Origin of the sequence: Massilia sp. Bi118 (genome assembly GCF_918697865.1) — a bacterium.
Classification (GTDB): Bacteria; Pseudomonadota; Gammaproteobacteria; order Burkholderiales; family Burkholderiaceae_D; genus Telluria.
The window spans coordinates 15690-42183 of the sequence record NZ_CAKKMV010000014.1 but is presented as its reverse complement, the minus strand read 5'-3'; the positions used below and the strand labels follow the sequence as shown (position 1 = coordinate 42183).

Here is a 26494-nt window from a genome sequence, read left to right as displayed (position 1 = left end):
CTGATCGGGATAATACTTGTTTCCATGTATGGCAGGCGCATCGCTTCTGCGATAATGCTGCCCGGCATTACGTTTGTAATAACACACTGGAACTCTCATGGACTTCACTTACCTGCTGACCCCGCTGCTGACCTGGCTGGTGGTCGGCCCGATCAAATTCCTGATCAACAGTGCGCGCCAGCGCGCCTGGGCCTTCAACCTGGTCGGCAACGGCGGCTTCCCGAGCAACCACAGCGCCACCGTCACCAGCATGGCGACCCTGATCGCGCTGCGCGAGGGCATCAGCCATCCGGCCTTCGGTGTTGCAGTGACTTTGTGCTTCATCGTCATGATCGACGCCAACAGCCTGCGCCAGCACGTCGGCCGCCAGGCCGCCGCCATCAATCGCCTGTCGGAGGGCAGGGATGGCTTTCGCAAGCTGCGCGAGCGCATGGGGCATACCCTGGTCGAGATCGGCGGGGGCATCGTTACCGGTATTCTGATGGGTAACCTGGTCTACCATCTGTTCGTGAAGTAAGACTGCAATTCAACTTGGCGCAAGAGAGCCGGGGGCTCTCTTGCGCCTTCGCGGGGCGACGGTTGGGGCTCTGTCCGCACTGTCCGCACTGTCCGCCAACTGTCCGCATCCGGACGCGTTTCACCCCCGCTCAACTGCAGTTCATCGCCAAAAAACGCAGTTCATCCCTCGAAAACCACGCTCTGACTATCCTCGATTGACTGTCATGACTGGCTCACCGATACTGCGCGCTGGCTTTTTATATTCTTATATTTACAGGTAGCGAGTCCACTCGGGAGAACCACGAAATGCTGCGCAAAACCCTACTCGTCCTTGCCATTGCTTCGGCGCTTGCCGCCTGCGGCAAAAGTGACAAGGAACCCGCCAAGCCGGCCACTGCGACTGCGCAGGCTGATGCCAAGAAAGATGGCAAGCCCGTCCAGCTGCTGGTGCAGCCGGAAGACGTGCTGACGGTGCAGAGCAATGCGCTCGCTTCGGGTCCCGTGATCACCGGCTCGATCCAGCCGGAACGCAAGGCCGACCTGCGCGCCGAAGTCTCGGCCGTGGTCCTGCAGGTGCTGAAGGAGAACGGCGAGCCGGTCAAGCGCGGCGACGTGCTGGTCAAGCTCGACGAGACCTCGATCCGCGACAGCCTGATGTCGGCCGAAGCCTCGGCGCGCGCCGCCGAGCAGGCCCTCGACCAGTCGAACCGCGCCCTGGACCGCCTCAAGACCCTGCGCTCGTCCGGCATGGCCTCGGCCCAGGCCCTGGACGACGCCGAAGTGCGCCGCAATACCGCCCAGAGCGAAGTCTCGGCCGCGCGTGCGCGCCTGGTGGCCGCGCGCCAGCAGGTTGGCCGCACCGTGGTGCGCGCGCCCTTCGACGGCATCGTCTCCGACCGCAAGGTTTCGGCAGGCGACACCGCCGCCGTCGGCAAGGAGCTGCTGAAGGTCATCGATCCGACCTCGATGCGCTATGAAGGCCGCGTCTCGGCCGACAAGATCAGCACCGTCAAGGTGGGCCAGAAGGTCACCTATCACATCAACGGCTATGGCGACCGCCAGTTCACCGGCGTGGTCAAGCGCATCGACCCGGCCGCGAACGAAGTGACGCGCCAGGTCGAAGTACTGGTCGGCCTGACCGGCGAGCAGCCGCGCGTGTCCGGCCTGTACGCCGAAGGCCGCATCGACGCCGAGAGCTCCTCGGTCCTGATGGTGCCCGAGAGCGCGCTGGTGAAGTCCGGCGACCATACCTACGCCTGGAAAATCGGCGCCGGCGGCAAGTCGCTGGTCAAGGCCGACCTGGCGATCGGCGCGCGCGACCAGCGCAGCGGCGCCTACGAAGTCAAATCCGGCCTTGCCGCCGGCGACCTGGTGCTGCGCGCACCGAATTCGAGCCTGAAGGATGGCCAGGCGGTTGTCATGGCCGCACCCAAGGCCCAGGCCCAGGCCCAGTCGCTGGCCAGCGTCGGCAATCCTGGCGCCCAGGGTAAATAAGGAAATACGCCATGTTCCTTTCCAACTTTAGCGTCAAGAAGCCGATCGCCACGATCGTGCTGATCGTGATGATGATGTGCCTGGGCTTGCTCGCGCTCAAGAAGCTGCGGGTCAACGAGAGTCCCGACGTCGAGATGCCGGCGATCATGCTCATGATCCCGTATCCGGGCGCGTCGCCCGAGACGGTGGAGCGCGAAATCGTCAACCGCCTCGAGAAATCGATGCAGAGCATTCCCGGCGTGCACGAGATGAACGCCACCGCCAACGAGGGCTCGGCCCAGTTCTGGATCGAGTTCGAGTTCGACCGCAACATCATCGAAGCTTCGGACGACATCCGCAACGCGATCGCTGCGGTGCGCTACAAGCTGCCGATCGAGATGCGCGAGCCCATCCTGCGGCGCTTCGACCCCTCGGCCCAGCCCATCATGAACGTGGCGCTGTCGTCCAGCACCCAGAGCAAGGCCGAGATCTCGCGCCTGGCCGAGGACGTGCTGGCGGACCGCTTCCGCAGTATCGACGGCGTGTCCACCGTGACCGTCAACGGTTCGCTCAAGCGTGAACTGTCGGTCCTGCTGCGCGCCGACAAGCTGCGTGAATTCAATGTGTCGGTCGGCGACGTCACCAGCGCGCTGCAGCGCCAGAACACCAATGCCCCGGTCGGCAAGGTGCGCGGCGTGCTCGACGAAAAGAGCATCCGCCTGGTGGGCCGCATCGAGCATCCGGACGACTTCCAGCAGGTGGTGGTCAAGCGCAACGGCGAGCAGATCGTGCGCCTGAACCAGGTGGCCGAGATCAAGGACGGCTTCGCCGACATCGACGGCCTGTCCATCCGCAGCGGCAACGACAACGTCGGCATCCAGATCGCCCGCACCCGCGACGGCTCCACCGTGACGGTGGCGGAAAAGGTGCGCACGATGGTCGACGAGATCCAGAAAGACCTGCCGAAAGGCACCCGCATCGAAATCGTGCGCGACGGCGGCAAGAACGCACAGAACAGCCTGAACAACGTGATCGAATCGCTGGTGCTGGGCGCGGTGCTGACCATCTTCGTGGTGTACGCCTTCCTGAACTCCTGGCGTTCGACCCTGATCACCGCGCTGTCGCTGCCGACCTCGGTGCTGGCGGCCTTCATCGCGGTCTGGCTGTGCGGCTTCACGCTGAACTTCATGACCCTGCTCGGCCTGTCGCTGGCGATCGGCGTGCTGATCGACGATGCGATCGTGGTGCGCGAAAACATCGTGCGCCACATGGAAAACGGCCAGGACCGGCGCACCGCGGCGCTCGAAGGCACCGCCGAGATCGGCATGGCGGTGGCCTCGACCACCTTCTCGATCATGGCCGTGTTCATTCCGGTGGCCTTCATGCCGGGCATGTCCGGCGAATGGTTCCGTCCGTTCGCGCTGACCGTGACGGCCTCGGTGGCGGTGTCGCTGTTCATCTCCTTCACCCTCGACCCGATGCTGTCGGCCTTCTGGGGCGACCCGCCGGGCTACCACCACGCGCCGAAGAAAGGCCTGTCGAAGGCGCTGGCGAAGTTCAACGTCTGGTTCGACCACCAGGCCGACCGCTACGGCCGCGTGATCGCCTGGGCGCTGCACCACCGCAAGTCGATGGCCCTGATCGCGGTCGCCAGCTTCGTCGGCGCGATCGCCCTGCACATGAAATTCGGCGGCTCGTCCTTCCTGCCGAAATCGGACCAGCAGAACATCGCCATCGACGTGCGCACGCCGCCGTCCTCGTCGGTCGAGTATGCGCGCCTGAAGATGGAGAAAGCGGCCGAGATCGCCCGCGGCATCAAGGAAACCAAGGAAACCAACGACTACATCGGCGCCAGCGGCGGCCGCGTGTACGTCGACATCGGCAAGCGCACCGAGCGCACCCGCACCGCCGCCGAAATCGCGGCCGACCTGCGCGAGCGCCTCAAGCCCCTGGTCGGCGCCGAGTTCGTGGTCCAGGACGACCTGAACAACGGCGGCGGCAAGCCGGTGCGCGTCGAGTTCACCGGTCCGGATTCGCGCAAGCTGATGGAACTGACCACGGCCTACATGGAGAAGCTGCGCCAGGTGCCGGGCGCGGTCGACGTCGGCCTGTCGCAGCAGGATCCGAAGGACGAGCTGCAGATCGTGCTCGACCGCGGCCTGGCGAACTCGATGGGCATCTCGGTGGGCGACGCCGCCAGCGCGCTGCGCGTGGCCTTTGCCGGCATCGAAGTCGGCGACTGGGTCGACCCGACCGGCGAAACCCGCGACGTGGCCGTGCGCCTGCATCCGGACGACCGGGTGGCGACCGAGAACATCGAGCGCCTGCCGATCGCCGTCACCGGCAGCAACATGCTGGTGCCGCTGGACCAGATCGCGACGATCACCATGGGCAAGGGCCCGTCGACCATCGAGCACAAGGACGGCAAGCGCATCATCGCCGTGTCCGCCAACGTGCAGGGCCGCTCGAACGGTGAAGTCACCGCCGACGCCATGAAACTGGCCAAGAGCATGGACTTCCCGCCGGGCTATGGCCTGCAGCTGGGCGGCATGGGCCAGGACCAGCAGGAACTGTTCACCCAGATGGTGATCGCGCTGCTGTCCGGTATCGGCCTGATGTACCTGATCCTGGTGATGCAGTTCGGCTCCTTCACGGCGCCGGGCGGCGTGATGCTGTCGCTGCCGCTGTCGCTGATCGGCGTGGTCGTGGCCCTGTTGCTGAGCAACTCGACGATCAACCTGATGAGCCTGATCGGCATCATCATGCTGATGGGCCTGGTGGCGAAGAACGCGATCCTGCTGCTGGATGCGGCGCGTAGCCGTGAAGCCGAAGGCATGGACCGCGAGGAAGCGCTGATGGAAGCCGGCCGCGCCCGTCTGCGTCCGATCCTGATGACGACCTTCGCGCTGATCGCCGGCATGCTGCCGGTGGCGATGGGCCTGGGCGAGGGCGGCGAGTTCTACCGTCCGCTGGCGATCGCCATCATCGGCGGCACCATCACCTCGACCATGCTGACCCTGCTGGTCGTGCCGACCTTCTACGACAGCATCGAGATCGCGAAGGACCGCATGGGCGCCAAGTTCCGCCGCCGTGTGGTGCGCTTCACGGCGCTGCCGGCCTTCGTGATGACTTTCGTGGAAGCGATCCTGACCATCGTGATGGTGCGCTTCGTGTTCCGCCTGATCGTCAAGGCAGGCCGCTTCGCCATCGGCCGCCGCGAGGGAACTGCGGCCGCTTAGGGGTCAGAGTCCGGTGTTTCAGTTGGGGCTCTGACCCCGGTGGTCAGCCACAGTCCCAGCTGAATATGAAACTGCAAAAGGAAAGGCCTGCTCGCGCAGGCCTTTTTTTTTCGCCGTTGCAAAGGACCCGTTCCAGGCCCTTTGCGGAGGCGACGCTCAACTGCCAATCAATGGCCGGTGCCGGTGCCGGTGGCAGGCGTGGTGCCGGTGCCGGTGGTGCCGGTGCCGGTCGTGCCCGTACCAGTGGCGCCAGTGCCGGTGCCGGTGCTGTCGACCGGCGGCGTGGTGCCGGTACCGGTGGTACCGGTGCCGGTTGCGCCGGTGCCGGTATCGCCCATCGTGCCGGTTGCGCCCGTGGTGCCGGTGCCGGTGGTGCCGGTGGTGCCGGTACCGGTGGCGGTGTCACCCGCTGCGCCGGTGCTGCCGGTGCCGCTGGTGCCCGAGGTGCTGCTCGGCGCGGTGGCCGACGTGTCACCGGTGCCGGTCGTGCTGGTGGTGTCGTTTTTCTTGCAAGCCGCCAGGCTTGCCATCAGGGCTGCGGCAAACAGAATCTTCGATGCGTTGTTAAGAGCTTTCATTTGTTTTACTCCTCGTTCACGTCTACTTTTTTTGCCGCCGTCTCCAGGTGAGGCGCTGGAGGGTCGACGACGCCAGGTTAGTTCCAACAGGACCTTTCGGCCCATCAAGGAACCATCGGGGAGCCGACGCAGAACGCGGCCCCATTGTGGTGTACGAATTCGACTCCGGTAGACCTGACATGGTGCTTCCCAGTTCCCGAATTGCACACCTCTATAATTGAGAGCCGAACCATCAGCGTTCCACCCTCATTCCACCAGCGAAACTGCCGGATGGTCTAGTCGCCGCGTCGGCGGTATCGCCGGCGGCTTGTTCGAGCAGTGCGGGGACCTCGTCCGACAGTTCCCGCGCCAGGTAGCCGAGTTTGCCGAGCCGCGCCGCGAGGCGTTCGCCGGCGCGCGCATGCAGCACCACGCCCCAGCCCGCGGCCTGGGCCAGTCCGGCGCCGCGCGCCGCCAGCCCGGCGATGATGCCGGCCAGGACGTCGCCCGAGCCGGAGGTGGCCAGCCCGACGTTGCCGCCTTCGTGCTGCCAGCGTTCGCCGTCCGGGGTGGCGATCACGGTGCGCGCGCCCTTCAGCGCCACCACCGCGTTCCAGCGCTGCGCCATGTCCAGGGCCAGGCGGTCGTCGCCGGCGGAAATTTCTTCTTTCGCGATGCCGGTCAGGTGCGCCATCTCGCCCGCGTGCGGCGTCACCAGTACTGGAACGTCGAAGCGGAAGGGTGGGTTGACGCCGGCCGGCGGATGCAGGATCGCGCCCATCGCGTTGGCGTCGAGCATGATGCTGGTGTCGGTGCCGTGCAGGCGCGGCAGCAGCGCATGCACCAGGCGCGCCGTGGCTTCCTCGTCCTGCATGCCGGGGCCGATCAGGACCGCGTTGATGCGGTCGGCCAGCGGATCGAGCGCGGCCACCGCTTCGACCGTGAAGCCGCCGGCTTCGTTCTCGGCCAGGCCCAGCACGCGCGACTCGGGTATCGCCAGCGCAACCAGCTGGGCCACGCTGTTGCCGGTGGCGACCGTCAGCTTGCCGGCGCCGGCGCGCAGGGCGGCGACGGCGGCCAGGATGACGGCGCCCGGCATCTCGCGCGAGCCGCCGAGGATCAGCACGTGGCCGCGCTCTTCCTTGTCGGCATCGTTGGAGGGGATGGGCAGCGGCCAGCTGCGCAGCATGCTTGCATCGAGGTCACGCGGACGGGCGTTGGTTTGCAGCGTCATGAAGTGCGCCTCAAGCCTTCGCCGCCGCCGGCACATCCTTGCCGGTGGTGACGGGGGTGCCCGTTGCTTCGAGCGGCGCGACGAAATTGAGCAGCCGCGGCGCCAGCTTGCCGCGCTTGCCCAGCGAGGGGTCGAAGGCGTAGGAGGTGACCGAGCAGTTCGGCACGTCGCCCAGGCGGTCCTGTTCGAGGATCGTGGCTTCGTCCATGCGCTCGATCAGGTAGCGGAAGCAGTTGACGATGACCTGGTGGCCGACGATCAGCACGCGCTCGCGGCAGTATTCGCGGGTGAGCGTGTCCAGCACGCTGCGCAGGCGCAGGATGACGTCGCACCAGCTCTCGCCGCCGGGCGGGCGGAAATAGAACTTGCCGACGTGGCGGCGCTGTTCGTACAGGTCGGGAAACTGATCGGCGATGCCGCGCACGGTCAGGCGGTCGAGGATGCCGAATTCCTTTTCGCGCAGGCGCTCGTCGGCGTGCACCGCCAGCAGTTCTTCGCGGTCGAGGCGCTCCATCAGGAACCTGGCGGTCTGGACGGCGCGCACATAGGGCGAATACAGCACGACGTTCGGCCGGGTGTGCTCGGGCAGGGCGGCGAACCAGGCGCCCAGCGCCTGCGACTGCTGCATGCCGAGCTCGGACAGGGGTACGTCGACGTCGCGCTCGGCAATATCCACACGCAATCCGGCGGCAGCTTCGGCGGCATCGCGCGCAACATTGCCGGCACTTTGTCCGTGCCGGACCAGCCAGATTTCCTGAGGCCACTTTTGGTCCATCACCAACCTGTTTGTGATTTTGACATGACATGATCATAGACGGATTCGGCAAGACGTCTGCGCACGATTCCGGCTGAAAACGAAAGCGGGCAGCGAGCGAAAAAGGGCGTGTAGGAATGCGCCTCATCCGAAGCTTCGCTGAGCGGGCTCATGCCGCACGCATCGGCCCCAATCCATACTCCGCCATCCATTCACCAGGCGGAGGCCCCATGCGTCGTACCCGATTTCTACAGTCCCTGATTGCCGCCGCGGCGCTGGCGGCGCCCTTGCTGGCATCGGCCGATCCGCGCTATGCCGTCACCGTCGTCGCCGGCGCCGGCAGCCAGGCGAACGACCTGAACAACGCCGGCCAGGTGGTCGGCTGGCTGCAGGCGGGGGACGCCTACCACGGCTTCGTTTATTCCAGCGGCCTGCTGACCGACATCGGCACCCTCGGCGGGCGCGACAGCAACGCGATGGCGATCAACGACCTCGGCCAGGTGGTGGGCAATTCCAGCATCGACGCCAACGGCGGCAGCTACGGCTTCCTGTACAGCGGCGGCAGCATGAGCGCGCTTGGCGGCGGTACATATATGCAGGCCTACGGCATCAACAACGGCGGCGCCATCGTCGGCTCGATGTTCGTGAGCATGCCGGACGACGTCTACCGTCATGGCTATATGCTGTCCGGCGGCACGCTCACCGATCTCGGCACCTTGCCCTACAGCGACGGCAGCGTCGGCATCGCCATCAACAGCCATGGCGACATCGTCGGCGCCGCCGCCAGCACCATCCACGGCGCGCCCAACTATCCGGAAGATCCCTTCGTCTGGCACGAAGGCACGATGACCGGCCTGGGCAACCTGGGCGGGCCCTGGGGCGCGGCGGTGTCGATCAACGACCTCGGGCAGGTGGTGGGTTACCTGGGCGTCGATTCGCTGCCGGGCAATCCCGGCGAGCTGTATCCGAGAGCCGCATTCCTGTATGTGAACGGCGAGATGCACGTGATCGGCGAGCTGTTGCCGGGCGAGAGCAGCTTCGCCAGCGACATCAACAACCTCGGCCAGGTGGTCGGCAGCAGCCGCGGGGCCAGCTTCGATTCCTATGCCTTCCTGTTCGAAAACGGCGAAATGATCGACCTCAACACCCTGATCGATCCAGCATCGGGCTGGACCATCACGGGCGCGAACGCCATCAACGACGTGCAGCAGATCGCGGCGAACGCCTGCCGCGCGGGGGTGTGCCAGGCGGTGCGCCTGGACCTGGTGTCGGCCGTGCCCGAGCCGCCGGTGTTCGCCTTGCTGGCGGCCGGCCTGGCCCTGGGCCTGGCACGGGGGAAGGGGCTCAGGCTACCTGTTCGTCGCCGTCGAGGTTGAGGGCGGCGTCGCTGTTGAAGACGCGCATGTCGGTTTCGCCGAGCACGCGGCTGGTGAGGGTGCCGGCCGTGATGGAGCCGCTCACGTTGAGGGCGGTGCGGCCCATGTCGATCAGCGGTTCGATCGAGATCAGCAGGCCGGCCAGCGCCACCGGCAGGTTCATCGCCGACAGCACGATCAGGGCGGCGAAGGTGGCGCCGCCGCCGACCCCGGCCACGCCCACCGAGCCGATGGTGACGATGCCGATCAGCGGCAGCAGGAAAGCGCTGGTGAACGGGTCGATGCCGACGGTCGGGGCGATCATCACCGCCAGCATGGCCGGGTAGATGCCGGCGCAGCCGTTCTGGCCCATCATCGAGCCGAAGGAGGCGGCGAAGTTGGCGATGCCTTCCGGCGTGCCGAGGCGCGCGGTCTGGGTCTGCACGTTCATCGGGATGCTGCCGGCCGAGGTGCGCGAGGTGAAGGCGAAGGCCAGCACCGGGAAGATCTTTTTCACGTAGCGCACCGGATTCAGGCCGATGCCGGACACGATCAGCAGATGCACGCAGAACATCAGGATCAGCGCGCTGTACGAGGCCGCCACGAAGTTGATCAGCTTGAGGATGTCCTGCATGCTGGAGCTGTCCAGCACCTGGACGATCAGGGCGAACACGCCGATCGGCGTCAGGCGCAGCACCAGGGTCACCATGCGCATCACGATCACGTGGGCCACGTGCACGAAGCGGGCAAAGGATTCGAACACATCCGCGTGCTTGGCGGCGATGCCCGTTGCCGAGACCCCGATGAAGATCGAGAACAGCACCACGGCGATGGTCGAGGTCTTGCGCGCGCCCGTCATGTCGAGGAAGGGATTTTCCGGGATGAAGGACAGGATGGTGTTCGGCAGCGACAGCTGCTGGGCGGCCGCCAGCTTGCCTTCGAGGTAGGCGCCGCGCGCGACTTCGGCCGCGCTCGAGGTGAGGCCGACCGCGGTCAGGCCGTAGAGCTTGGCCATCAGGATGCCGATCGCGGCGGCGATCGCCGTGGTGACCATCAGGGTGCCGATCGTGAGCGCGCTGATCTTGCCCAGCGAAGAGGCGTCGCGCAGCTTGAGGATGGCCTGGATGATCGAAACCATGATCAGCGGGATGATGATCATCTGCAGCAGCTTGACGTAGCCGCTGCCGACCACGTCGAGCCAGGCATTGGTCTGGGCGATGACGGGAGAGTTGAGCCCGTAAGCCAACTGGATGCCGGCGCCGACCAGCACGCCGAGGCCGAGGCCGGTGAACACGCGCTTGGTGAAGGAAGCGTGGCGCTGCTGCATGACGAACAGCAGGGCGCAGACGGCGATGGCGATGGCCAGGTTCAGGATCAGTGGGAGGCTCATATGCGTACCGGAAATATAACTGACGCATTTTATAGTGATTCATGCATAGCGTGCATGGTCCGCCTGCTTTTGCCGACCCGATTGCTGTCCTCTTGTAAATGTTGTTGACAGTGCTATTCAATCTTGCAAGACTCGGCTGGCTTCGGACGGGAGAGACGAGATGCGTGGCATGAGCTTGCTGAAAGTGTTGGTCCTTGTATTGACGATGAGCTGCTGCACCGGCGCATTGGCGCAAAGCCCGCCGCCCGCGCGCACGGCCATCGAACTATTCACGCCCGAAGGCGCGGTCCGCGAGGTGCGCCAGGCCACCGCCCGCTTCAGCGCGGCGATGGTGCCCTTCGGCGACCTGCGCGCGCCCGCGCCGATCGAGGTCGATTGCCCGGTCCCCGGCGCCGGGCGCTGGGTCGACGAGCGCACCTGGGTCTACGACTTCGAGCGCGACCTCCCGGGCGCGGTGCGCTGCCGCTTCCAGCTGCGCAAGGACTTGCGCGACCTGGCCGGCCAGCCCATCGAGGGCAAGCGCGAATTCCTGCTGGCGACCGGCGGCCCCGCGGTGCTGCAGAGCCAGCCCTACGATGGCAGCGGCGCCATCGACGAGCGCCAGGCCTTCGTGCTGGCCTTGTCGGCGCCGGCCACGCCGGCCTCCGTCAGCGCGCATGCCTGGTGCCAGGCCGACGGCATCGCCGAAAAAATCGGAGTCCGCATCCTCGGCGGCGAAGCGCGCGAGCAGGCGCTGTTCGCCAGCCGCTGGATGCTGCAGCGGACCCTGCATGGCGACGACATGCGCGAACTCGGCAAACCCTACACGCTGGCGCATCTGCGGGCCGACGACAAGGCCGGCAAGCTGGACCGCTTCCTGGTGCTGCAATGCCAGCGCACGCTGCCCGCCGATACCAAGGTGGCGCTGGCCTGGGGCGCAGGCATTGCCGCCGCCAATGGCGCCGCCACCACCACCGACCAGATGCTCGGCTATAAGACGCGGCCCGATTTCAGCGCCAGGCTGAGCTGCGAGCGGGTCAGCGCGCGCGCCTCGTGCATTCCCTTCCTGCCGATGCGCGTGAACTTCAGCGCGCCCATCGCCGTGGCGGACGCGCGTGCGATCTATCTGGAAGAAGCGGGCGGCAAGCGCCATCCGGCCGCGCTGGGCAAGGAGGCGGACAGGACGAACACCGTCGGCACGGTCAGCCTGCCCGGGCCTTTCCCGCAACACGCGAGCCTGACCCTGCACCTGCCGGCCGGCCTGAAGGACGATGCCGGGCGTCCGCTGGTGAACGCCGCGCGTTTCCCGCTGCCGGTGCGCACCGGCGAGGCGCCGCCGCTGGTCAAGTTCGCGGCGCCCTTCGGCATCCTCGAAGCGCAGGGCGACCGCATGCTGCCGGTCACGGTGCGCAATGTCGAAGCGAAGCTGGCCGGCACCATGCGCAGCAGCGGCGCGGCGCTGCAGCTCAAGGCCGGACGCGAGAAGGACATCATCGAATGGCTGCACAAACTGTCCGGGCCCTGGGGCGGCTGGACGCCCTCGCAGCCGTCCGGCAAGCAGCTGGAAGCCTCCGTGTTCGCCGGCGCCGCTGCCAGGAAGGAGACGCTGCAGCGCTTCACCCTGCCCAAGCCGAACGGACGGCGCGCCTTCGAGGTCATCGGCATTCCGCTGCGCGAGCCCGGTTTCTATGTGGTGGAGCTGGAGAGCCCGCGCCTGGGCGCCGCGCTGAATCCGAAAGGGCGTACCGCCTGGGTGCGCAGCGCGGCCCTGGTGACCAACCTGGCGGCCCACTTCAAGCTGGGCGCGCAGTCCTCGCTGGTGTGGGTGACTTCGCTGGACAAGGGCAGGCCGGTGGCCGGCGCCCGGGTCGAAGTGCGCGATTGCGCGGCGCGGCTGCTGTGGAGCGGCGTCAGCGACGCCCAGGGCATCGCCCGCATCCGCAAGGAGCTGCCGCCCTCGCGCTGCAAGGGACAGGACAATTACTTCATCACGGCGCGCAGCGGCGATGACTTCACGTTTACCCTGTCCGACTGGCACGACGGCATCGAGAACTGGCGCTTCAACCTGCCGACCGGCGGGCGCTTCGAAGACAGCCGCATCGCCGCCACCGTGTTCGACCGCAGCCTGCTGCGCGCCGGCGAAACCGTCCATATGAAGCATTTCATGCGCCGCCAGACGATGGCCGGCTTTGCCATGGTGCAGGCCGGCGACAAGGCGCCGGACCCAGGCCAGGCATGGCGCAACCGCGCGGCGGATGGCGATGCGGGCGCCGAAAAATCCGCGCTGCCGGCCAAGGCCTTCCTGGTCCACCAGGGCAGCGGCGAGAAGACGGAGCTTGCCCTGGCCTGGGATGCGAACGGCGCCGCCCAGGGCGAGTGGAAGATCCCGCAGGATGCCAAGCTGGGCGTGTACGAGGTGCTGGTCGGCGGCCTGCTGTCCGGCTCCTTCCGCGTCGAGCAGTTCCGCGTGCCGACCATGAAGGCGGTATTGAAGGCGCCGCTCGATGCCCAGGTGGCGCCGGCCAGCGTCAGCTTCGATGCGCAGGTCGGCTATCTATCCGGCGGCCCGGCCGGCCGGGCCCCGGTCAAGCTGCGCAGCGTGGTGCAGGATACCGGCGTCCAGTTCCCCGGCTACGAAGAGTTCAGCCTCGGGCTGGGCGACGTCAAGGAAGGCGTGGTGGCGCAGGGCAGCGTGGGCGGCGATGAGGACGAGGGCGAAGGCGCCGCGCCGGAAAGCGGGGAAGAGGGTAACCAGCTGGAAGCCGCCCGTACCCAGTCCCTGAACCTGGACCGTGCCGGCGGCGCGCGCATCGCGGTCGACAGGCTGCCCGCGCTCGACAAGCCGAAAAGCCTGCTGGCCGAGCTCTCTTACCAGGATGCGAACGGCGAGACCTCGACGGTGGCGGCGCGTGTGGCGCTGTGGCCGTCCGCCTATGTGGTCGGGCTGAAGCCGGAGGGCTGGCTCTTGAAGAAGGACGCCGTGAAATTCCAGGCCCTCGTGCTGGACGTGGCCGGCAAGCCGGTGGCAGGCGTGCCGGTCGGCGTCGATTTCTTCGTGCGCCAGACCACCTCGCACCGGCGGCGCCTGGTCGGCGGCTTCTACGGCTATGAGCACAGCAGCGAGATCAAGCGCCTTGGCGAGGCTTGCAGCGGCGTCACCGATGCGCGCGGCCTGCTGCTGTGCGAGGTCAAGGCGCCGGCCGAGGGTGACCTGATCCTGCGCGCCCGCGCCAGCGACGTCCAGGGACGGGTCGCGGCGACCCAGCGCGAGGTCTGGATCGGCGGCGATCAGGAACAGTGGTTCGCGGCCGGCGACCATGACCGCATCGACCTGCTGCCGGCGCAAAAGCGCTACGAAGCCGGCGACACCGCGACCCTGCAGGTGCGCAGCCCCTTCCGCCATGCCACCGTGCTGGTGACGGTCGAGCGCGAGGGCATCCTCGACAGCTATGTGCGGCGCCTGTCCGGCCGCGAGCAGGTGGTGCGCATTCCGATCAAGGCCAGCTATGCGCCCAACGTGTTCGTGTCCGCCTTCGTCGTGCGCGGACGCGTGGCGGGCGTGCAGCCGACCGCGCTGGTCGACCTGGGCAAGCCGGCCTACAAGCTGGGGATCGCGCCGATCAAGGTCGGCTGGGCGCCGCACGAACTGAAGGTGCAGGTCAGCACGGAACGCCAAGTGTATACAGTCCGCGAGCAGGCCGCCGTGAAAATCAGGGTCGAAGGGCCGGGCGGCCGCAAGCTGCCGGCAGGGACCGAAGTGGCGCTGGCGGCGGTCGACGCCGGCCTGCTGGAGCTGATGCCCAACACCAGCTGGAACCTGCTGGAGACCATGATGCGCGAGCGGAACCTGCAGGTGCAGACCGCGACCGCGCAGATGCAGGTGATCGGCAAGCGCCACTTCGGCCGCAAGGCCTTCCCGCATGGCGGCGGCGGCGGGCGCAGCGCCACGCGCGAACTGTTCGAGACCCTGCTGCTGTGGAAGGGCAAGGTGACGCTGGACGCGAACGGCGAGGCCAGCGTGCAGGTGCCGCTCAACGACACCTTGGGCAGTTTCAGGATCGTCGCCGTGGCTGCCGGCGGCGCGGGCCTGTTCGGCACCGGCAGCGCCGACATCCGCACCACCCAGGACCTGATGCTGCTGTCCGGCCTTCCGGCCAGCGTGCGCGAGGGCGACGCTTTCCGCGCCGGCTTCACGGTCCGTAACGCCTCCCAGCGCGAACTGGCGGTGCGCCTGAGCGCCAGCATGGCCGCCGACGGCGCAAGGGGGCAGGCATTGGCGCCACTTAGCGTGACTTTGGCGCCAGGCGAGTCACGAGAGATCGGCTGGACGGTGCAGGCGCCGGTGGGCGTCAAGACCCTGCAGTGGGAAGTCGAGGGCGCAGCAGGCGAGGGCGCGCAGGACCGCATGCGCATCCGCCAGCAAGTCAGCCCCGCCGTGCCGGTGCGCACCCTGCAGGCCACGCTGATCCAGCTGGACGGCGAAAAGACCCTGCCTGTGCAGCGCCCGGGCGACGCGCTGCCGGGCCGCGGCGGCATCCAGACCACGCTCACGGCGCGCATCGGCGGCGACCTGCCCGGCGTGCGCGACTACATGCAGGCCTATCCCTACACCTGCTTCGAGCAGCGCACTTCGCGTTCGGTGGCCTTGCGCGACAAGGCGCTGTGGGAGTCCACCGTGGCGACCCTGCCGGCCCACCTCGACGCTGACGGCCTGGTCAAGTATTTCGCGACCATGGACCAGGGCAGCGATGTCCTGACCGCCTACGTGCTGTCGCTGACGAGCGAAGCGGGCTACGAAATCCCGGAAGACCTGAAGCAGCGCATGGAAGCCGGGCTCACCTCCTTCGTGCAGGGCAGGATCGCGCGTCCGCCGCTGCTGGCCAGCGGCGAACTCACGGTGCGCAAGCTGTCCGCGCTGGAGGCCTTGTCGCGCAGCGGGCAGGTGGCGCCGGCGATGCTGGAATCGATCACGGTCCAGCCGAATCTGTGGCCGACCTCCGCGGTCCTCGACTGGTACCAGATCCTGATGCGCGCCCAGGATTTACCGGAGCGCGAGCGGCAGCTCGCCCAGGCGCGCCAGGTGCTGCGTGCGCGCATGAACCTGCAGGGCACGACCATGGGCTTCTCGACCGAGCGCAGCGACGAATGGTGGTGGCTGATGGCGTCCACGGATGCGAATGCCAACCGCCTGCTGCTGGCGGCGATGGGCGACCCGTTCTGGCAGGCCGATATCGGCCGCCTGGCGCGCGGCGCGCTGGGGCGCCAGCAGCATGGGCGCTGGCAGACGACCACCGCCAACGCCTGGGGCGTGGTGGCGCTGGACGCCTTCTCGCGCAAGTACGAGGCCGAGAAGGTACAAGGCAAGGCGCAGCTGACGCTGGGCGGCGCTTCCTGGACCGGCACTGTGCCGGCTACGGTGCTGCAGGCCTGGCCGGAAGGGCAGGCGACCCTGAAGCTGCGTCAGCTGGGCAGCGGCAAGCCCTGGGCCACGGTGCGCAGCCTGGCGGCGATCCCTTTGAAGGCGCCGCTGTCCTCGGGCTACCGCATCACCCGCAGCATCACGCCGGTCGAGCAGAAGAGCAAGGGCCAGTGGTCGCGCGGCGACGTCTACCGCGTGCGTCTCGACATCGACGCCCAGGCCGACATGACCTGGGTCGTGGTCGACGATCCGATCCCGGCCGGCGCCAGCATCCTCGGCACGGGCCTCGGACGCGACAGCCAGATCGCCGCTTCGGGCGAGCGTGCGCGCGGCTGGGTGTGGCCGGCCTTCCAGGAACGCAGCCAGTCGGCTTTCCGTTCCTATTACGAGTTCGTCCCGAAGGGCAGCTTCAGCGTCGAGTACACGGTGCGCCTGAATAACGAAGGCCGCTTCAGCATGCCGGTGACGCGGGTCGAGGCGATGTACAACCCGGAGATGTTCGGCGAAGTGCCGAATGCGACTATCCTGGTGGGGCCTTGAAAACGCTGATTGCCCTGCTGTTTGCCGCGGTTCTCGCGGCGCCGGCGGTGGCCGCGGTGCCGACGCCGGCCCAGGTCAAAGCGGCCTGGCAGCCATCGGAGGCCCAGCTGCTCGACCGCCACGGCCAGCCGCTGGAGAGCGTGCGCATCGACATGGCGGCGCGGCGCCAGCCTTGGGTGGGCTTGGCCGACATGTCGCCCAGCCTGGGCCGCGCGGTGATGCAGGCCGAGGACCAGCGCTTCATGGAGCATGGCGGCATCGACCTGAAGGCGGTCGGGCAGGCGGCCTGGGACAACCTGTTCCGCGTGCGCGGCAGCCAGGCGCGCCTGCGCGGCGCCTCGACCATCACGATGCAGCTGGCCGGCCTGCTCGACCCGGCGCTGGCTTCGCGTGCGGCGGGCCGCAGCTGGCGCCAGAAGTGGGACCAGGCCCTGGCCGCGCGCGAGCTGGAGGCCGGCTGGAGCAAGCAGCAGATCCTGGAAGCCTACCTGAACCTGGCCAGCTTCCGCGGCGAGCTGCAGGGCGTGGGCGCGGCCTCGCGCGGCCTGTTCGGCAAGGCGCCGTCCAGCCTGGACCTCGGCGAATCGGCGATCCTGGCCAGCCTGCTGCGGGCGCCGGGCGCCCCCGTGCGTGAAGTCGCGCGGCGCGCCTGTGCGCTGGCGGCGGAGCTGAAGGCTGCATCGTCCTGCGCGACCATCGAATGGCAGGTCGAGGTGGCCTTGAGCCGCCAGGGCGCAGCCTTCCGGCAGCCCCCGGCCCAGGTCGCGCGCCTGCTGCTGGACGGCGGCAAAGGGCAGCGCGAGGTCCGCTCCACCATCGACGGCCAGCTGCAACGCTTCGCCGCCATGACCCTGCGCCGCCACCTGGCCGAGCTGGCCGGGCGCAATGTCGGCGATGGCGCTGTCGTCGTGCTGGACAACGACAGCGGCGAGATCCTGGCCTATGTCGCCAACACCGGCGCCGGCGAGGTCGATGGCGTAGCCGCGCTGCGCCAGGCCGGCTCGACCCTGAAACCCTTCCTGTACGAGCTGGCGATCGAGCGCGGCCTGCTGCACGCAGCCTCACTGCTGGACGATACTCCAGTCGATATCCCGACCGTCGGCGGCCTGTACGTCCCGCAGAACTACGACCGTCGCTACCACGAGGTGGCGAGCGTGCGCACCAGCCTGGCCGGCTCGCTGAACATCCCGGCGGTGCGGACCTTGATGCTGACGGGGCTGGAGCGCTTCCACGAACGCCTGCGCGAAGTCGGCCTGTCCAGCCTGACCGAGGCGGCGGACTTCTACGGCTACTCGCTGGCCCTCGGCTCGGCCGACGTCAGCCTGCTCGAACTGACCAACGCTTATCGGACGCTGGCGAATGGCGGTCTTCAAGGGAGCGTCACGCTGCGTGCGCGCGCACCGGAACGCAAGCGCCGGGTGCTCGATGAAAAGGGCGCCTTCATTGTCGGCGACATCCTGTCCGACCGCGGCGCCCGCAGCGTCACCTTCGGCCTGCGCAACGAACTGGCCACCAGCTTCTGGAGCGCGGTGAAGACCGGCACCAGCAAGGACATGCGCGACAACTGGTGCGTGGGCTGGTCGAACCGCTACACGGTCGGGGTCTGGGTCGGCAACTTCGACGGTGGGCCGATGTGGGACGTCTCCGGCGTCTCGGGCGCGGCGCCGGTGTGGCGCGACCTGATGGACTACCTGCACCGCGACAGTCCCAGCCGCGCGCCGTCCGCGCCGCCCGGCCTGGTGCGGCAGATGGTCGCCTTCACACCGGCCGTCGAAGCGCCGCGCAGCGAGTGGTTCGTGCGCGGCAGCGAGACCGCGTCGGTGGAACTGCTGGCGCCGTCCCAGCGCCAGCCGAAGATCGTTTACCCGGCCGACTCCAGCCTGATCGCGCTCGATCCCGACATCCCGGAACGGCTGCAGCGCGTGCGCTTCCTGGCCCAGGGCGGGCGCGAGCTGATGTGGGTGCTGGACGGCGAGGAAATGGGCGAGGCCGCGGTGGAGGGCGGCTGGGCGCCGGTGCCGGGCAAGCATGAACTGCAGCTGGTGGGACAGGACGGGCGCGCGGTGGCGAGCGCCCGTTTCGAGGTGCGCGGCGGCGCTCAGGTGGTCTCGACTTTTTCGACCAGCAGCGGCGGATCGTCGGCCAAATCGACGCCGGAAATCGGCGAGAACAGCGGCGAATCCGAGCGGTAGGGCACGCGGCCGGAAGGCACGTGCTTGGCGGCCGGATCGAGGTGCAGGTCCTGGTCGTCGAAGAAGATGTGGGCGCGGAAGGCCTTCACCACCTTCGACTTCGGCACCCCGCCCAGGAAGAAGATCTCGTTCACGTAGACGCCCCAGTGGCGCAGGGTATTGATGACCCGCATCTCGGCCGGCGCGCTGCGCGCGGTGACGATGGCGATGCGCACCGGCGAGGCATCCGCGCCGAAGGGCAGCCGCTCCTGTAGCTTGGCCAGCTTGCGCAGCAGGATGGCGTAGGGGCCGTCGTTCATCGGCTCGTTCTGCTTTTCGTCCTCGACGGTGTGGAAGCGGCCCAGGCCCTCGGTCTTGTAGACCAGCTCACTCGAATCGTCGAACAGCACGGCGTCGCCATCGAACGCGATCCTGACCTGGTCTTCGAGCGGCGCGTCGCCCGAATGCGGCGGCGGCTTCAGCACGGCGGCGGCGCAGGCCTGGGCGTCGATGATGCGCTGCGCGTCCTCGACGTTCGTGGTCAAGAACAGGTCGACCGCGAAGGCATCCAGGTAATCGACCACCGACTGCCCGCCAGTAAAGGCGTGGCGCGAGATCGGCAGCCCGCGCGAGCGGATGTTGTTGAAGACCCGGACCCCGGTCTCGGGACTGTTGCGCGACATGACCACGACCTCCACCAGCGGCTTCGATTCCGATGGCGCAAAGCGGTTCAGGCCGAGCAGGGCGCGCACCAGCGGCATGCCGGTGCCGTCGCGCAGCGGTTCGTTCTCGCGCTCCAGCATGTAGGCCCGGTACTCATCGAGGGCGTTCTGCGGGTTCTTCGCGTACTTGGCTTTGTAGACGGCATCCGCTTCGGCCAGGTCGAACAGGGCGGTGGCGGAAATACCGACGACGAGGGTGTCTGTGAGGTCGAGGGGCATGGCGGCTGTGTGGTTGAGTAAAGCGCTGATCGGATATTACCCGACAGGAAGGTCGGAAGCGGCTTGGCTCCATAAGAATATTCCAAGGAGAAACGAATGGAGGAGAATTCAGGGCTCTTTTGAGGGCGAGCAATGGACGAAGGGGTCTTGCTTTTTACCCATATCGCATGCCTTTGCGTCTACTCAAGCGTGCCCGGCGCCGGCGGCGCGACCATGACACTGCCGGGTTTGCAAGGAGCCGAACATGGACACGCGAAACGAGCAGGTGGCGCGCCTGCGGGCGATCCGCAAGCTGGTCGAGGAGAACAACCAGTCCTGCCTCAGCACCGAGCTGATCGTCTGCCAGATCTATATGGAGTCCCGTTTCGACAGCTGCGCACAGGCCGAGGGCAGCAGCGCGCGCGGCCTGATGCAGTTGCTGAAGGTGGCGAACCGCGAGCTGTGCCGCCTCGACAATCTGCGCAAGCACTGGGATGCGCGCCGGCCCGAAGCGGTGCTGTACCGGGACGCGGATGTCTTCCACGACAGCCCGGCCTTCGTCGACGAGGCGACGAATATCCGGCTCGGCACGCGCTATCTGCAGGCGCTGATCGACAAGGCCAGGCGGGAGGGGAGCGCGGACCCGGTCGCCGAAGCCTACAAGGATTATCGCGGCGTGAGGAATGGGGTCTATTACCAGAAGATCCGGGCGGCGGCGGAGAAGCTGAAACGCGACCCGGACAGCATCGAGGCTTTGAGGCTGCTCGAATCCTGAGCTGTCGCAAGAAATTGCTTGTTCCCTAATGTATCTTGGCAAGCTTGTCAGGACTGTCCTGACAACGCCGCGCAGACGATAGGGAGCATCATCGGCCATGATCCACGCCCTGACGGAACAGCTCAGCACCGCACTCGCGGCGTTTTCCAGCACCACCCGGCTGGTCGAGCTGACGATAGCGGACGCGGACAACAGCTTGCTGGTCGAAGCCTTCGCGGCCCGGGATGCGGTCGACGAGGTCGGTGCGCGCGACGTGATCGCGCTGTCTACGAATGCCTACGTCGATCCCGCAACCCTGCTGGGCCAGCCTGCCAGCCTCGCGCTCAGCCTGGCCGACGGCAGCCGCGCCAGCTTTTCTGGTGAAATCAGCGAGGCCGCCATGCTGGGCAGCGACGGCGGTTTCGCCCGCTACCGCATCCGCATCTCACCCTGGCTGTGGCGCCTGGGCCAGGTGCGCAACAGCCGCGTGTGGCAGGACAAGTCCGTCATCGACATTGTCGACGCCGTGTTCGAAGCCTGGCTGCCGCTCGCGCGCTGGCGCTGGAGCGATGACGTCCGGCCCTTCATGGCGGAGACCCTGCCGCGCAGCTACTGCTGCCAGTACCGCGAATCCGACCTCGATTTCGTGCGCCGGCTGCTGGCCGGGGAGGGCCTGAGCTGGCGCTTCGAGCAGACGGAAGACGGCCCGGTGCTGGTCCTGTTCGCCGACAGTACCCAGCCCTGCGCGGCGCCGGAGGACGCCAGCAGCGCGCGCAACGGCGGCACCCGCTTTCACGGCGTCAGCGCGGTCGAAGCCAGCGATACGGTGCAGGCATTGCGGGCGCACCGCAGTCTGCACGCCTCGCTGCTCACGGTGCTGAGCGGCGATTACAAGGCCAAACGGAGCATTGCCGAGAGCGCGCCGTCCTATCTGCGCTACGGACGCGGCCTGCCGGAGATCGAAGCCTACGAAGTGCCGGGACAGTATGCCTGGGCCAGCCGTGCGCTGGCCCGGCGAGACGCCGACTTGCGCATGCAGGCGCGGGAAGCGCGTGGGCAGCTGTGGCAAGGCCGTTCGACGGTCCGCACGCTGTGCGCGGGGACCTCGATGATAGTCACCGGCACGCCGCTGGGCACGCTCGGCGACGCGGCGGCGTTCACGGTGCTGCGCGTGACCAGCGTCGGCGTGAACAACCTGCCGCCCCCCGCGACCCATGCGCTGGCGGAGCTGTTCGGACCCATCCCCGAGCTGCTGGATGAACTCACGCGCGCGCAGGTGTCTGCCGACATGGCGCCGGTGATCGAGCGGGCCCTGAAGTCCGGTTACGCGAACGCCTTCGACGCGGTGCCGGCCGATGTGCCCTGGCGCCCGGCGCTGCTGCTCGAGGACGAAGAGACGGTCCGAAAGCCGAGCGCCTTCGGCGCGCAGAGCGCGATCGTGGTCGGCGCCGACGGCAGCGACACCCCGAACGGCGCCGACGAGTTGTATTGCGACCGGCTCGGCCGCGTCCGCATCCGCTTCCATTGGCAGGAGAGTGGCGACGCCACCTGCTGGGTGCGCGTTGCCCAGCGCCTGGCGGGCGGCGGCATGGGCACCCAGTTCCTGCCGCGTATCGGGCAGGAAGTGCTGGTGCAGTTCATCGAGAACGACATCGACCGCCCGCTCATCGTCGGGGCGCTGTACAACGGGCGCGGCGAGGGCGGCGTGGCGCCGACGCCCGGCGGTGTCGTGTCCTCATCGAGCGATCTGTCGTGCTTCGCTTTCGCACAGGACCGCAGGGCGTCCGGACAGGGCAATCTGGCCGGCGGCCACAGCCCGGTATGGCATGGCGCCTCCGTCGACAGCGCCGGCCATCGCAATGCGGCGGCGCAGTGGGGCATCCGCAGCAAGGAGTTTGGCGGCTATGGCTATAACCAGCTGCTATTCGACGACACGGACGGGCAGGGACGGGTGCAGCTGAGGTGTACGTCCGCTGCTTCCGAGCTGAGTCTGGGGCACCTGATCCATGCCGCGGACAATTATCGCGGCAGCTTTCGCGGGCTGGGGGCGGAGCTGCGTACCGATGATTACGGCGCGGTTCGCGCTGGGGGCGGCCTGCTCGTGTCCAGCTATGGGGTAGGGCATAGCGCGTCGGCGCGGGATCCGGCTGGGGAGAATGCTGCGGGTGTCGGCTTGTTGCAGCAGGCGGTGGCGCTGGCCGGTAGTTTCAATATGGCGGCGGTGACGCATCGGACCGTTGGTTTGGCTGCGCATCTTGGTTCGATGATGGCCAATGCCAGTGTGTTGGACGAGAAGGCGGGGCCGCTGGCAGCTATGTCGGAATCCGCGTCCGGGCAGGCGGATATTGCTGGCGCTGCCGGCAAGCTGCCTTATCCGCGCGATCCGGTCATCGCCATCTCGGCCAAGGACGGTTTTGGGGCAAATGCCGGGCAGAGTCTGCAACTGGCCAATGGCGAGACTGTCTCGGTGATGAGCGGGCAGGACAGCCAGTTCGTCACCGGCGGGGCGATGCGTGTGCATAGCGGTCAGGCGATCGGGGTGTTGGGTGGGGCGGTCAAGGCTGGGGAGAGTGGAGTTGGCTTGCAGATGATCGCTGCCCGGGAGGCGATCGATGTTCAGGCGCAGGGTGATGAACTCACGGTGCAGGCGCGGGATGCGGTCGATGTGATCAGCGCGAATGCGCATATTGACTGGGCTGCGGCCAGGCGGATCAGTTTATCGACGGCGGGTGGGGCGAATATCACGATTGAGGGTGGGGGTATTACGGTGCAGTGTCCGGGGAAAATCACAATAAATGCTGGAAAGAAGAATTTTAGCGCATCGGCGCAAATGAACTATAAATTGCCGATCTTTCCGCAGTCTGTCTGTGTCGAGTGTCTTGCAAAACGCGCCTTGCAGCGCTCGGCATTTATCAATAAAGGTGCCTAACATGACGCACCACCCTGCTTCAGAACTAGCTCAATTTGAGATGATGGTTGAACATAATCCATCCTTAAAATGGTACGCGGTTGCAGACGCTGCGCAACATAAGTTGCTTCCTGGTGTAGTTGTTCACGCGGGATGTAAAGTTGGTTGCTTATTTGGTGCGTCGCAAGGAAGTCAAATTTCACGATATACACCGCATTTGGTCGAAATGAAATCGCCGTCGAAAGACTCTATTGAGTGGAAATGGATATTGCGGAATGCGCAGTCGCATCCATGTGTTTTAGTGATTGCGACAGAGGTGAATTTTGAGACATTATTTTGCCACTTGATACGATGCACCGAAGTCGCATTGCCATGCGGCGAATTAATGTTTTTTGCCTTCTGGGACCCGGCTATTTTGGGTGCATTGGTTGGGCAGAGCGATGATCTCTCATTACATGTTAAAGGTCCGATATTGTCGGTTGAGCAGAGGGGCGCACTTATGCGTCACATGGCACAACTTTGGTATTGGGGTAGGAATGGGGATATACACGTGATCAAAGGCGAAAAGCTCGATACGTTTCGAACTGCCCTTCCTTTAAGGCTTGATCAGAGACAGGTAGATGAACTCGTTGAAGCAAGTGTTCCAGATCACATTTTATATTATCTCGAGCTCAACCAGCCTTTGCTGGTCGATAAGATCCCGCCGGCGGACCGGTATGAATTGGTTTCTAGATCCCTCCAAAGGGCTCGAGAGATTGGACTAATCGGGGTCGGCGATATGTTGAATTTCGTTTGCCTAGAAATCATTTACAAAGAACGAATGCAACAGGACAGCCAGATCTTAGATATCTTAGATAGGATAAAAAATGGGATAGTTGATTTTCGTGAGGCTATCAAAGAATTTCCATGAACATGAATGTACGTGCTGAGAGGTCGCTAAGCGATCAGGAGACCATCTTTGTTCGACGACGCGTATTCGTTGGTGCAGTGTTATCTTTTCTTTTGCCAGGATGCGAGGCGAAACCGATGCGTGTTTATCTGAATGTGTCTCTTTTCAATTATCTGGAGCGTCCAATTTTTGATGTTTCTATGAATGGAGCGGATTTTATGGGAGCGTCAGCACATGGATTTTACGGCGCGAACGGCGTAATAGCGATGCAGCCGGTCACTCTAGGTCCTCAAGTTGTGAACTGGAGGCTCGACGGTCCGGAAGGGATGGCAGGAAATGGCGAAAACGTTATCGCAAAGAATCACCCAATTTTGGATAATGTACCGCCGGGTATGAAATGGCTGGGACTTCATATCTACCCTGACGAGACTGTCGAAATAAGGCTTAGCAAAGGCAATCCTGACGACCTGCAGACGGAAAAGGGACTGGCTCTTATCGAAGCTTGGGAGAAGCAGCAGCATGAGCGCTGAACTTGTCAAATGCGCAGTAGCAGCAAACCGCGATGTGCCAGACTGCCCGCCGAGCCCATTTCAGGATTGTCGGGATGAAGTCCATATCTCGGTGTTTTTCGACGGTACAGGCAATAACAAGGATGCCGACGTACAAGAGAAAAAGTGGAGCAATGTCGCACGACTGTTTGAGTCGGCATATCGTGCAGCTCAGCTGAGTAAAGCCGGCAAAGTTCACGCGATCTACATAAGTGGAGTTGGAACTAAATTCAACGGCGATGCAGCCGGCTGGTTGGGAAGCGCCAATATCTGGGTGGAGGACAATATAGGTGGCGGCGGAGCCGGTTACGGCGGCGATCGCCGTATGGAACTTGGATCAGATTTGGTGAATGATTACTTGCGTTCGGTGATGATTTCGAATGCCAAGAGGTTAGACAGCACTCTTGCAAAGTATGCGTCGGATAATGGAGATAAAAGCTTTAATGATTTAAATTTTGTTTTGTCTAAATACAGGCTTATCAGGTCGATCAATATTTCTGTTTTCGGATTTTCTCGCGGAGCAGCGTTAGCGCGCGCGTTCGTAAATCGAATCCTCGCGAAGTGCACTGAGCGGGACGGAGCTCTTGCTTACAGCGGATATCCGCTGCGAGTGAGTTTCATGGGACTATTCGACACGGTCGCGTCGTTTGGTGTCCCTTCGCAAAACGCACGCACGCCTTTCACGGAGCGTGAACTTATTGTCTCGCCAATGGTTGAGAGATGTGTGCATTTTGTTGCGGCTCATGAATTGCGCTTTTCATTTCCAGTTGATCTCATCCGTAAGGATGGAAAGCTGGCAGGGAACTGGATTGAAAAGGTCTTTCCCGGGGTGCATTCCGACGTCGGAGGTGGATACGCCCCAATGGAGCAGGGGATTGATAGTAACTATGCTCGCATTCCGTTGCGCGAAATGTTGAAGGAGGCGTTATTTGCCGGAGTAAGGGTGATTGGTTACGAAGATTTGAAGCGGCGCCAGGCCCAGTTTTTCCGGGAGCGTTTTGAATGTCTGGAAGAGACGGAAGCGGCATACAGTCGTTATATGGCTGCATGTTCTGCCGTCGGTGGCACTGTTGAGCAGCAGATCAGGGCGCATATGAAAATGTACTATAGTGCCAATGGCACCATGTATCGAAAAAAAATCGAATCCGCCCGAGACCGTAGCTTGAAGACGAGTAGGATGAAATCCCTCCTTGGGCCGAGAGGGATGGCCGCAGAGGTGGCGGCGTGCCGCAACGTGTCAAAAAATATAAAACTCGTTCGTTTTGGCGGAACATCGAGTAAGTCATTCGCTCAATATGTGAACATTCGAGATTGGCAACTTGCAGCGTGGGATTTGACATCACCCGGCGGGGTCACGGAATTTGTTTCTCATTATATTCATGACTCGAAAGTAGATTTTCTTCTCAATGCGGAGCCCTTTAGTTATTTCAGTGCTCGCGGGGTTGGCGAGTCGAGCATAAGTGTTTGGCAGGAAAGCGGGAACTGGCTGCGAGCGAAGGGGCGAGCAATAGGTAATACAGTCGCGGCGGGACTGGAAAGCGGTGAGAAGAAACTGCGAGAAATTGGTGACGCGACAAGCAAGGCGGCGTCGGAAGCCGCGGACACGGTTCAGCAAAAAGTTGGCCAAGCGGCTGATTTCGCAAGCTCCAAGGCAAAGGAGTCTGCACAAGCAACATCCAGAGCTTACACCGCTGTTGTCGATGCCGCGCATCATACGATAGCTACCGGAAAGCAGACGATGGATGAGCTTGAAGATAACGGCGAAAGAATTTACGAAAGTGGAACGAACTGGATACGGCAGAAATTCGAGTGAATTTCGCTCCTATCCGTATTCCTACTATCGCGCTCGGAATTGCGTAAAGTCGC

Annotated in this window: 16 protein-coding genes; 11 read left to right on the top strand and 5 right to left on the bottom strand. The window is 65.1% G+C overall.

What is annotated here, in order from left to right:
- Nucleotides 1-97 precede the first annotated feature (97 nt).
- The 3 genes from LQV39_RS19790 (at nucleotide 98) to LQV39_RS19780 (ending at nucleotide 5210) form a co-directional block, all read left to right on the top strand.
- Nucleotides 98-517: a divergent PAP2 family protein gene (locus LQV39_RS19790; RefSeq protein WP_230027973.1), complete on the top strand. Its 420-nt coding sequence runs from the start codon at nucleotides 98-100 to the stop codon at nucleotides 515-517.
- A 287-nt stretch (nucleotides 518-804) separates the two neighbouring features.
- Nucleotides 805-1992 (top strand): efflux RND transporter periplasmic adaptor subunit, encoded by a 1188-nt coding sequence (locus tag LQV39_RS19785; RefSeq protein WP_230027967.1) that lies wholly within the window; start codon nucleotides 805-807, stop codon nucleotides 1990-1992.
- Between the two features lie 11 nt (nucleotides 1993-2003).
- A complete protein-coding gene (locus LQV39_RS19780) occupies nucleotides 2004-5210 on the top strand; it encodes an efflux RND transporter permease subunit (protein ID WP_230027960.1) in 3207 nt (1068 codons plus the stop codon).
- 167 nt (nucleotides 5211-5377) lie between these two features.
- Here the strand turns inward: LQV39_RS19780 and LQV39_RS19775 are convergent, their stop codons facing one another.
- From LQV39_RS19775 to LQV39_RS19765, 3 genes are all read right to left on the bottom strand, one after another.
- Nucleotides 5378-5788 carry a hypothetical protein gene (locus LQV39_RS19775; RefSeq protein WP_230027956.1) on the bottom strand — a complete coding sequence of 137 codons (411 nt, stop codon included), beginning with the start codon at nucleotides 5786-5788 and terminating at the stop codon, nucleotides 5378-5380.
- Between the two features lie 232 nt (nucleotides 5789-6020).
- Complete coding sequence (locus LQV39_RS19770; protein WP_230027954.1) at nucleotides 6021-7001, bottom strand: NAD(P)H-hydrate dehydratase; 981 nt, start codon at nucleotides 6999-7001, stop codon at nucleotides 6021-6023.
- A gap of 10 nt (nucleotides 7002-7011) precedes the next feature.
- On the bottom strand, nucleotides 7012-7776 hold the full coding sequence (locus LQV39_RS19765) for a histidine phosphatase family protein (RefSeq protein WP_230027948.1): 765 nt from the start codon (nucleotides 7774-7776) through the stop codon (nucleotides 7012-7014).
- Between the two features lie 209 nt (nucleotides 7777-7985).
- Between LQV39_RS19765 and LQV39_RS19760 the strand changes: the two genes are divergently transcribed.
- The gene (locus tag LQV39_RS19760) at nucleotides 7986-9131 is read left to right on the top strand and encodes a DUF3466 family protein (RefSeq protein ID WP_230027942.1); all 1146 of its coding nucleotides are present in this window, start codon (nucleotides 7986-7988) and stop codon (nucleotides 9129-9131) included.
- On the opposite strand, the gene LQV39_RS19755 is transcribed toward LQV39_RS19760, so the two are convergent.
- Nucleotides 9100-10500 carry an L-cystine transporter gene (locus tag LQV39_RS19755; protein WP_230027937.1) on the bottom strand — a complete coding sequence of 467 codons (1401 nt, stop codon included), beginning with the start codon at nucleotides 10498-10500 and terminating at the stop codon, nucleotides 9100-9102. The two genes, LQV39_RS19760 and LQV39_RS19755, sit on opposite strands and share 32 nt — an antisense overlap.
- Nucleotides 10501-10669: 169 nt before the next feature.
- On the opposite strand from LQV39_RS19755, the gene LQV39_RS19750 reads away from it, so the two are divergent.
- On the top strand, nucleotides 10670-16438 hold the full coding sequence (locus tag LQV39_RS19750; RefSeq protein ID WP_230027931.1) for an alpha-2-macroglobulin: 5769 nt from the start codon (nucleotides 10670-10672) through the stop codon (nucleotides 16436-16438).
- On the top strand, nucleotides 16435-18630 hold the full coding sequence (gene pbpC / locus LQV39_RS19745) for a penicillin-binding protein 1C (protein ID WP_230027930.1): 2196 nt from the start codon (nucleotides 16435-16437) through the stop codon (nucleotides 18628-18630). The genes LQV39_RS19750 and pbpC overlap by 4 nt, the downstream gene beginning before the upstream one ends.
- On the opposite strand, the gene LQV39_RS19740 is transcribed toward pbpC, so the two are convergent.
- Nucleotides 18537-19550 (bottom strand): 5'-nucleotidase, encoded by a 1014-nt coding sequence (locus tag LQV39_RS19740; protein WP_230027925.1) that lies wholly within the window; start codon nucleotides 19548-19550, stop codon nucleotides 18537-18539. The genes pbpC and LQV39_RS19740 overlap by 94 nt on opposite strands.
- 244 nt (nucleotides 19551-19794) lie before the next feature.
- On the opposite strand from LQV39_RS19740, the gene LQV39_RS19735 reads away from it, so the two are divergent.
- From LQV39_RS19735 to LQV39_RS19715, 5 genes are all read left to right on the top strand, one after another.
- Nucleotides 19795-20304: a lytic transglycosylase domain-containing protein gene (locus LQV39_RS19735; protein ID WP_230027919.1), complete on the top strand. Its 510-nt coding sequence runs from the start codon at nucleotides 19795-19797 to the stop codon at nucleotides 20302-20304.
- Between the two features lie 97 nt (nucleotides 20305-20401).
- The gene (locus LQV39_RS19730) at nucleotides 20402-23212 is read left to right on the top strand and encodes a type VI secretion system Vgr family protein (protein WP_230027913.1); all 2811 of its coding nucleotides are present in this window, start codon (nucleotides 20402-20404) and stop codon (nucleotides 23210-23212) included.
- A gap of 1 nt (nucleotide 23213) precedes the next feature.
- Entirely contained in the window at nucleotides 23214-24101 is an 888-nt protein-coding gene (locus LQV39_RS19725) for a DUF4123 domain-containing protein (RefSeq protein ID WP_230027907.1), read from the top strand.
- A complete protein-coding gene (locus LQV39_RS19720; RefSeq protein ID WP_230027903.1) occupies nucleotides 24098-24610 on the top strand; it encodes a hypothetical protein in 513 nt (170 codons plus the stop codon). The genes LQV39_RS19725 and LQV39_RS19720 overlap by 4 nt, the downstream gene beginning before the upstream one ends.
- A complete protein-coding gene (locus LQV39_RS19715; RefSeq protein WP_230027902.1) occupies nucleotides 24600-26441 on the top strand; it encodes a DUF2235 domain-containing protein in 1842 nt (613 codons plus the stop codon). Before LQV39_RS19720 ends, LQV39_RS19715 begins: the two co-directional genes overlap by 11 nt.
- Nucleotides 26442-26494 lie beyond the last annotated feature (53 nt).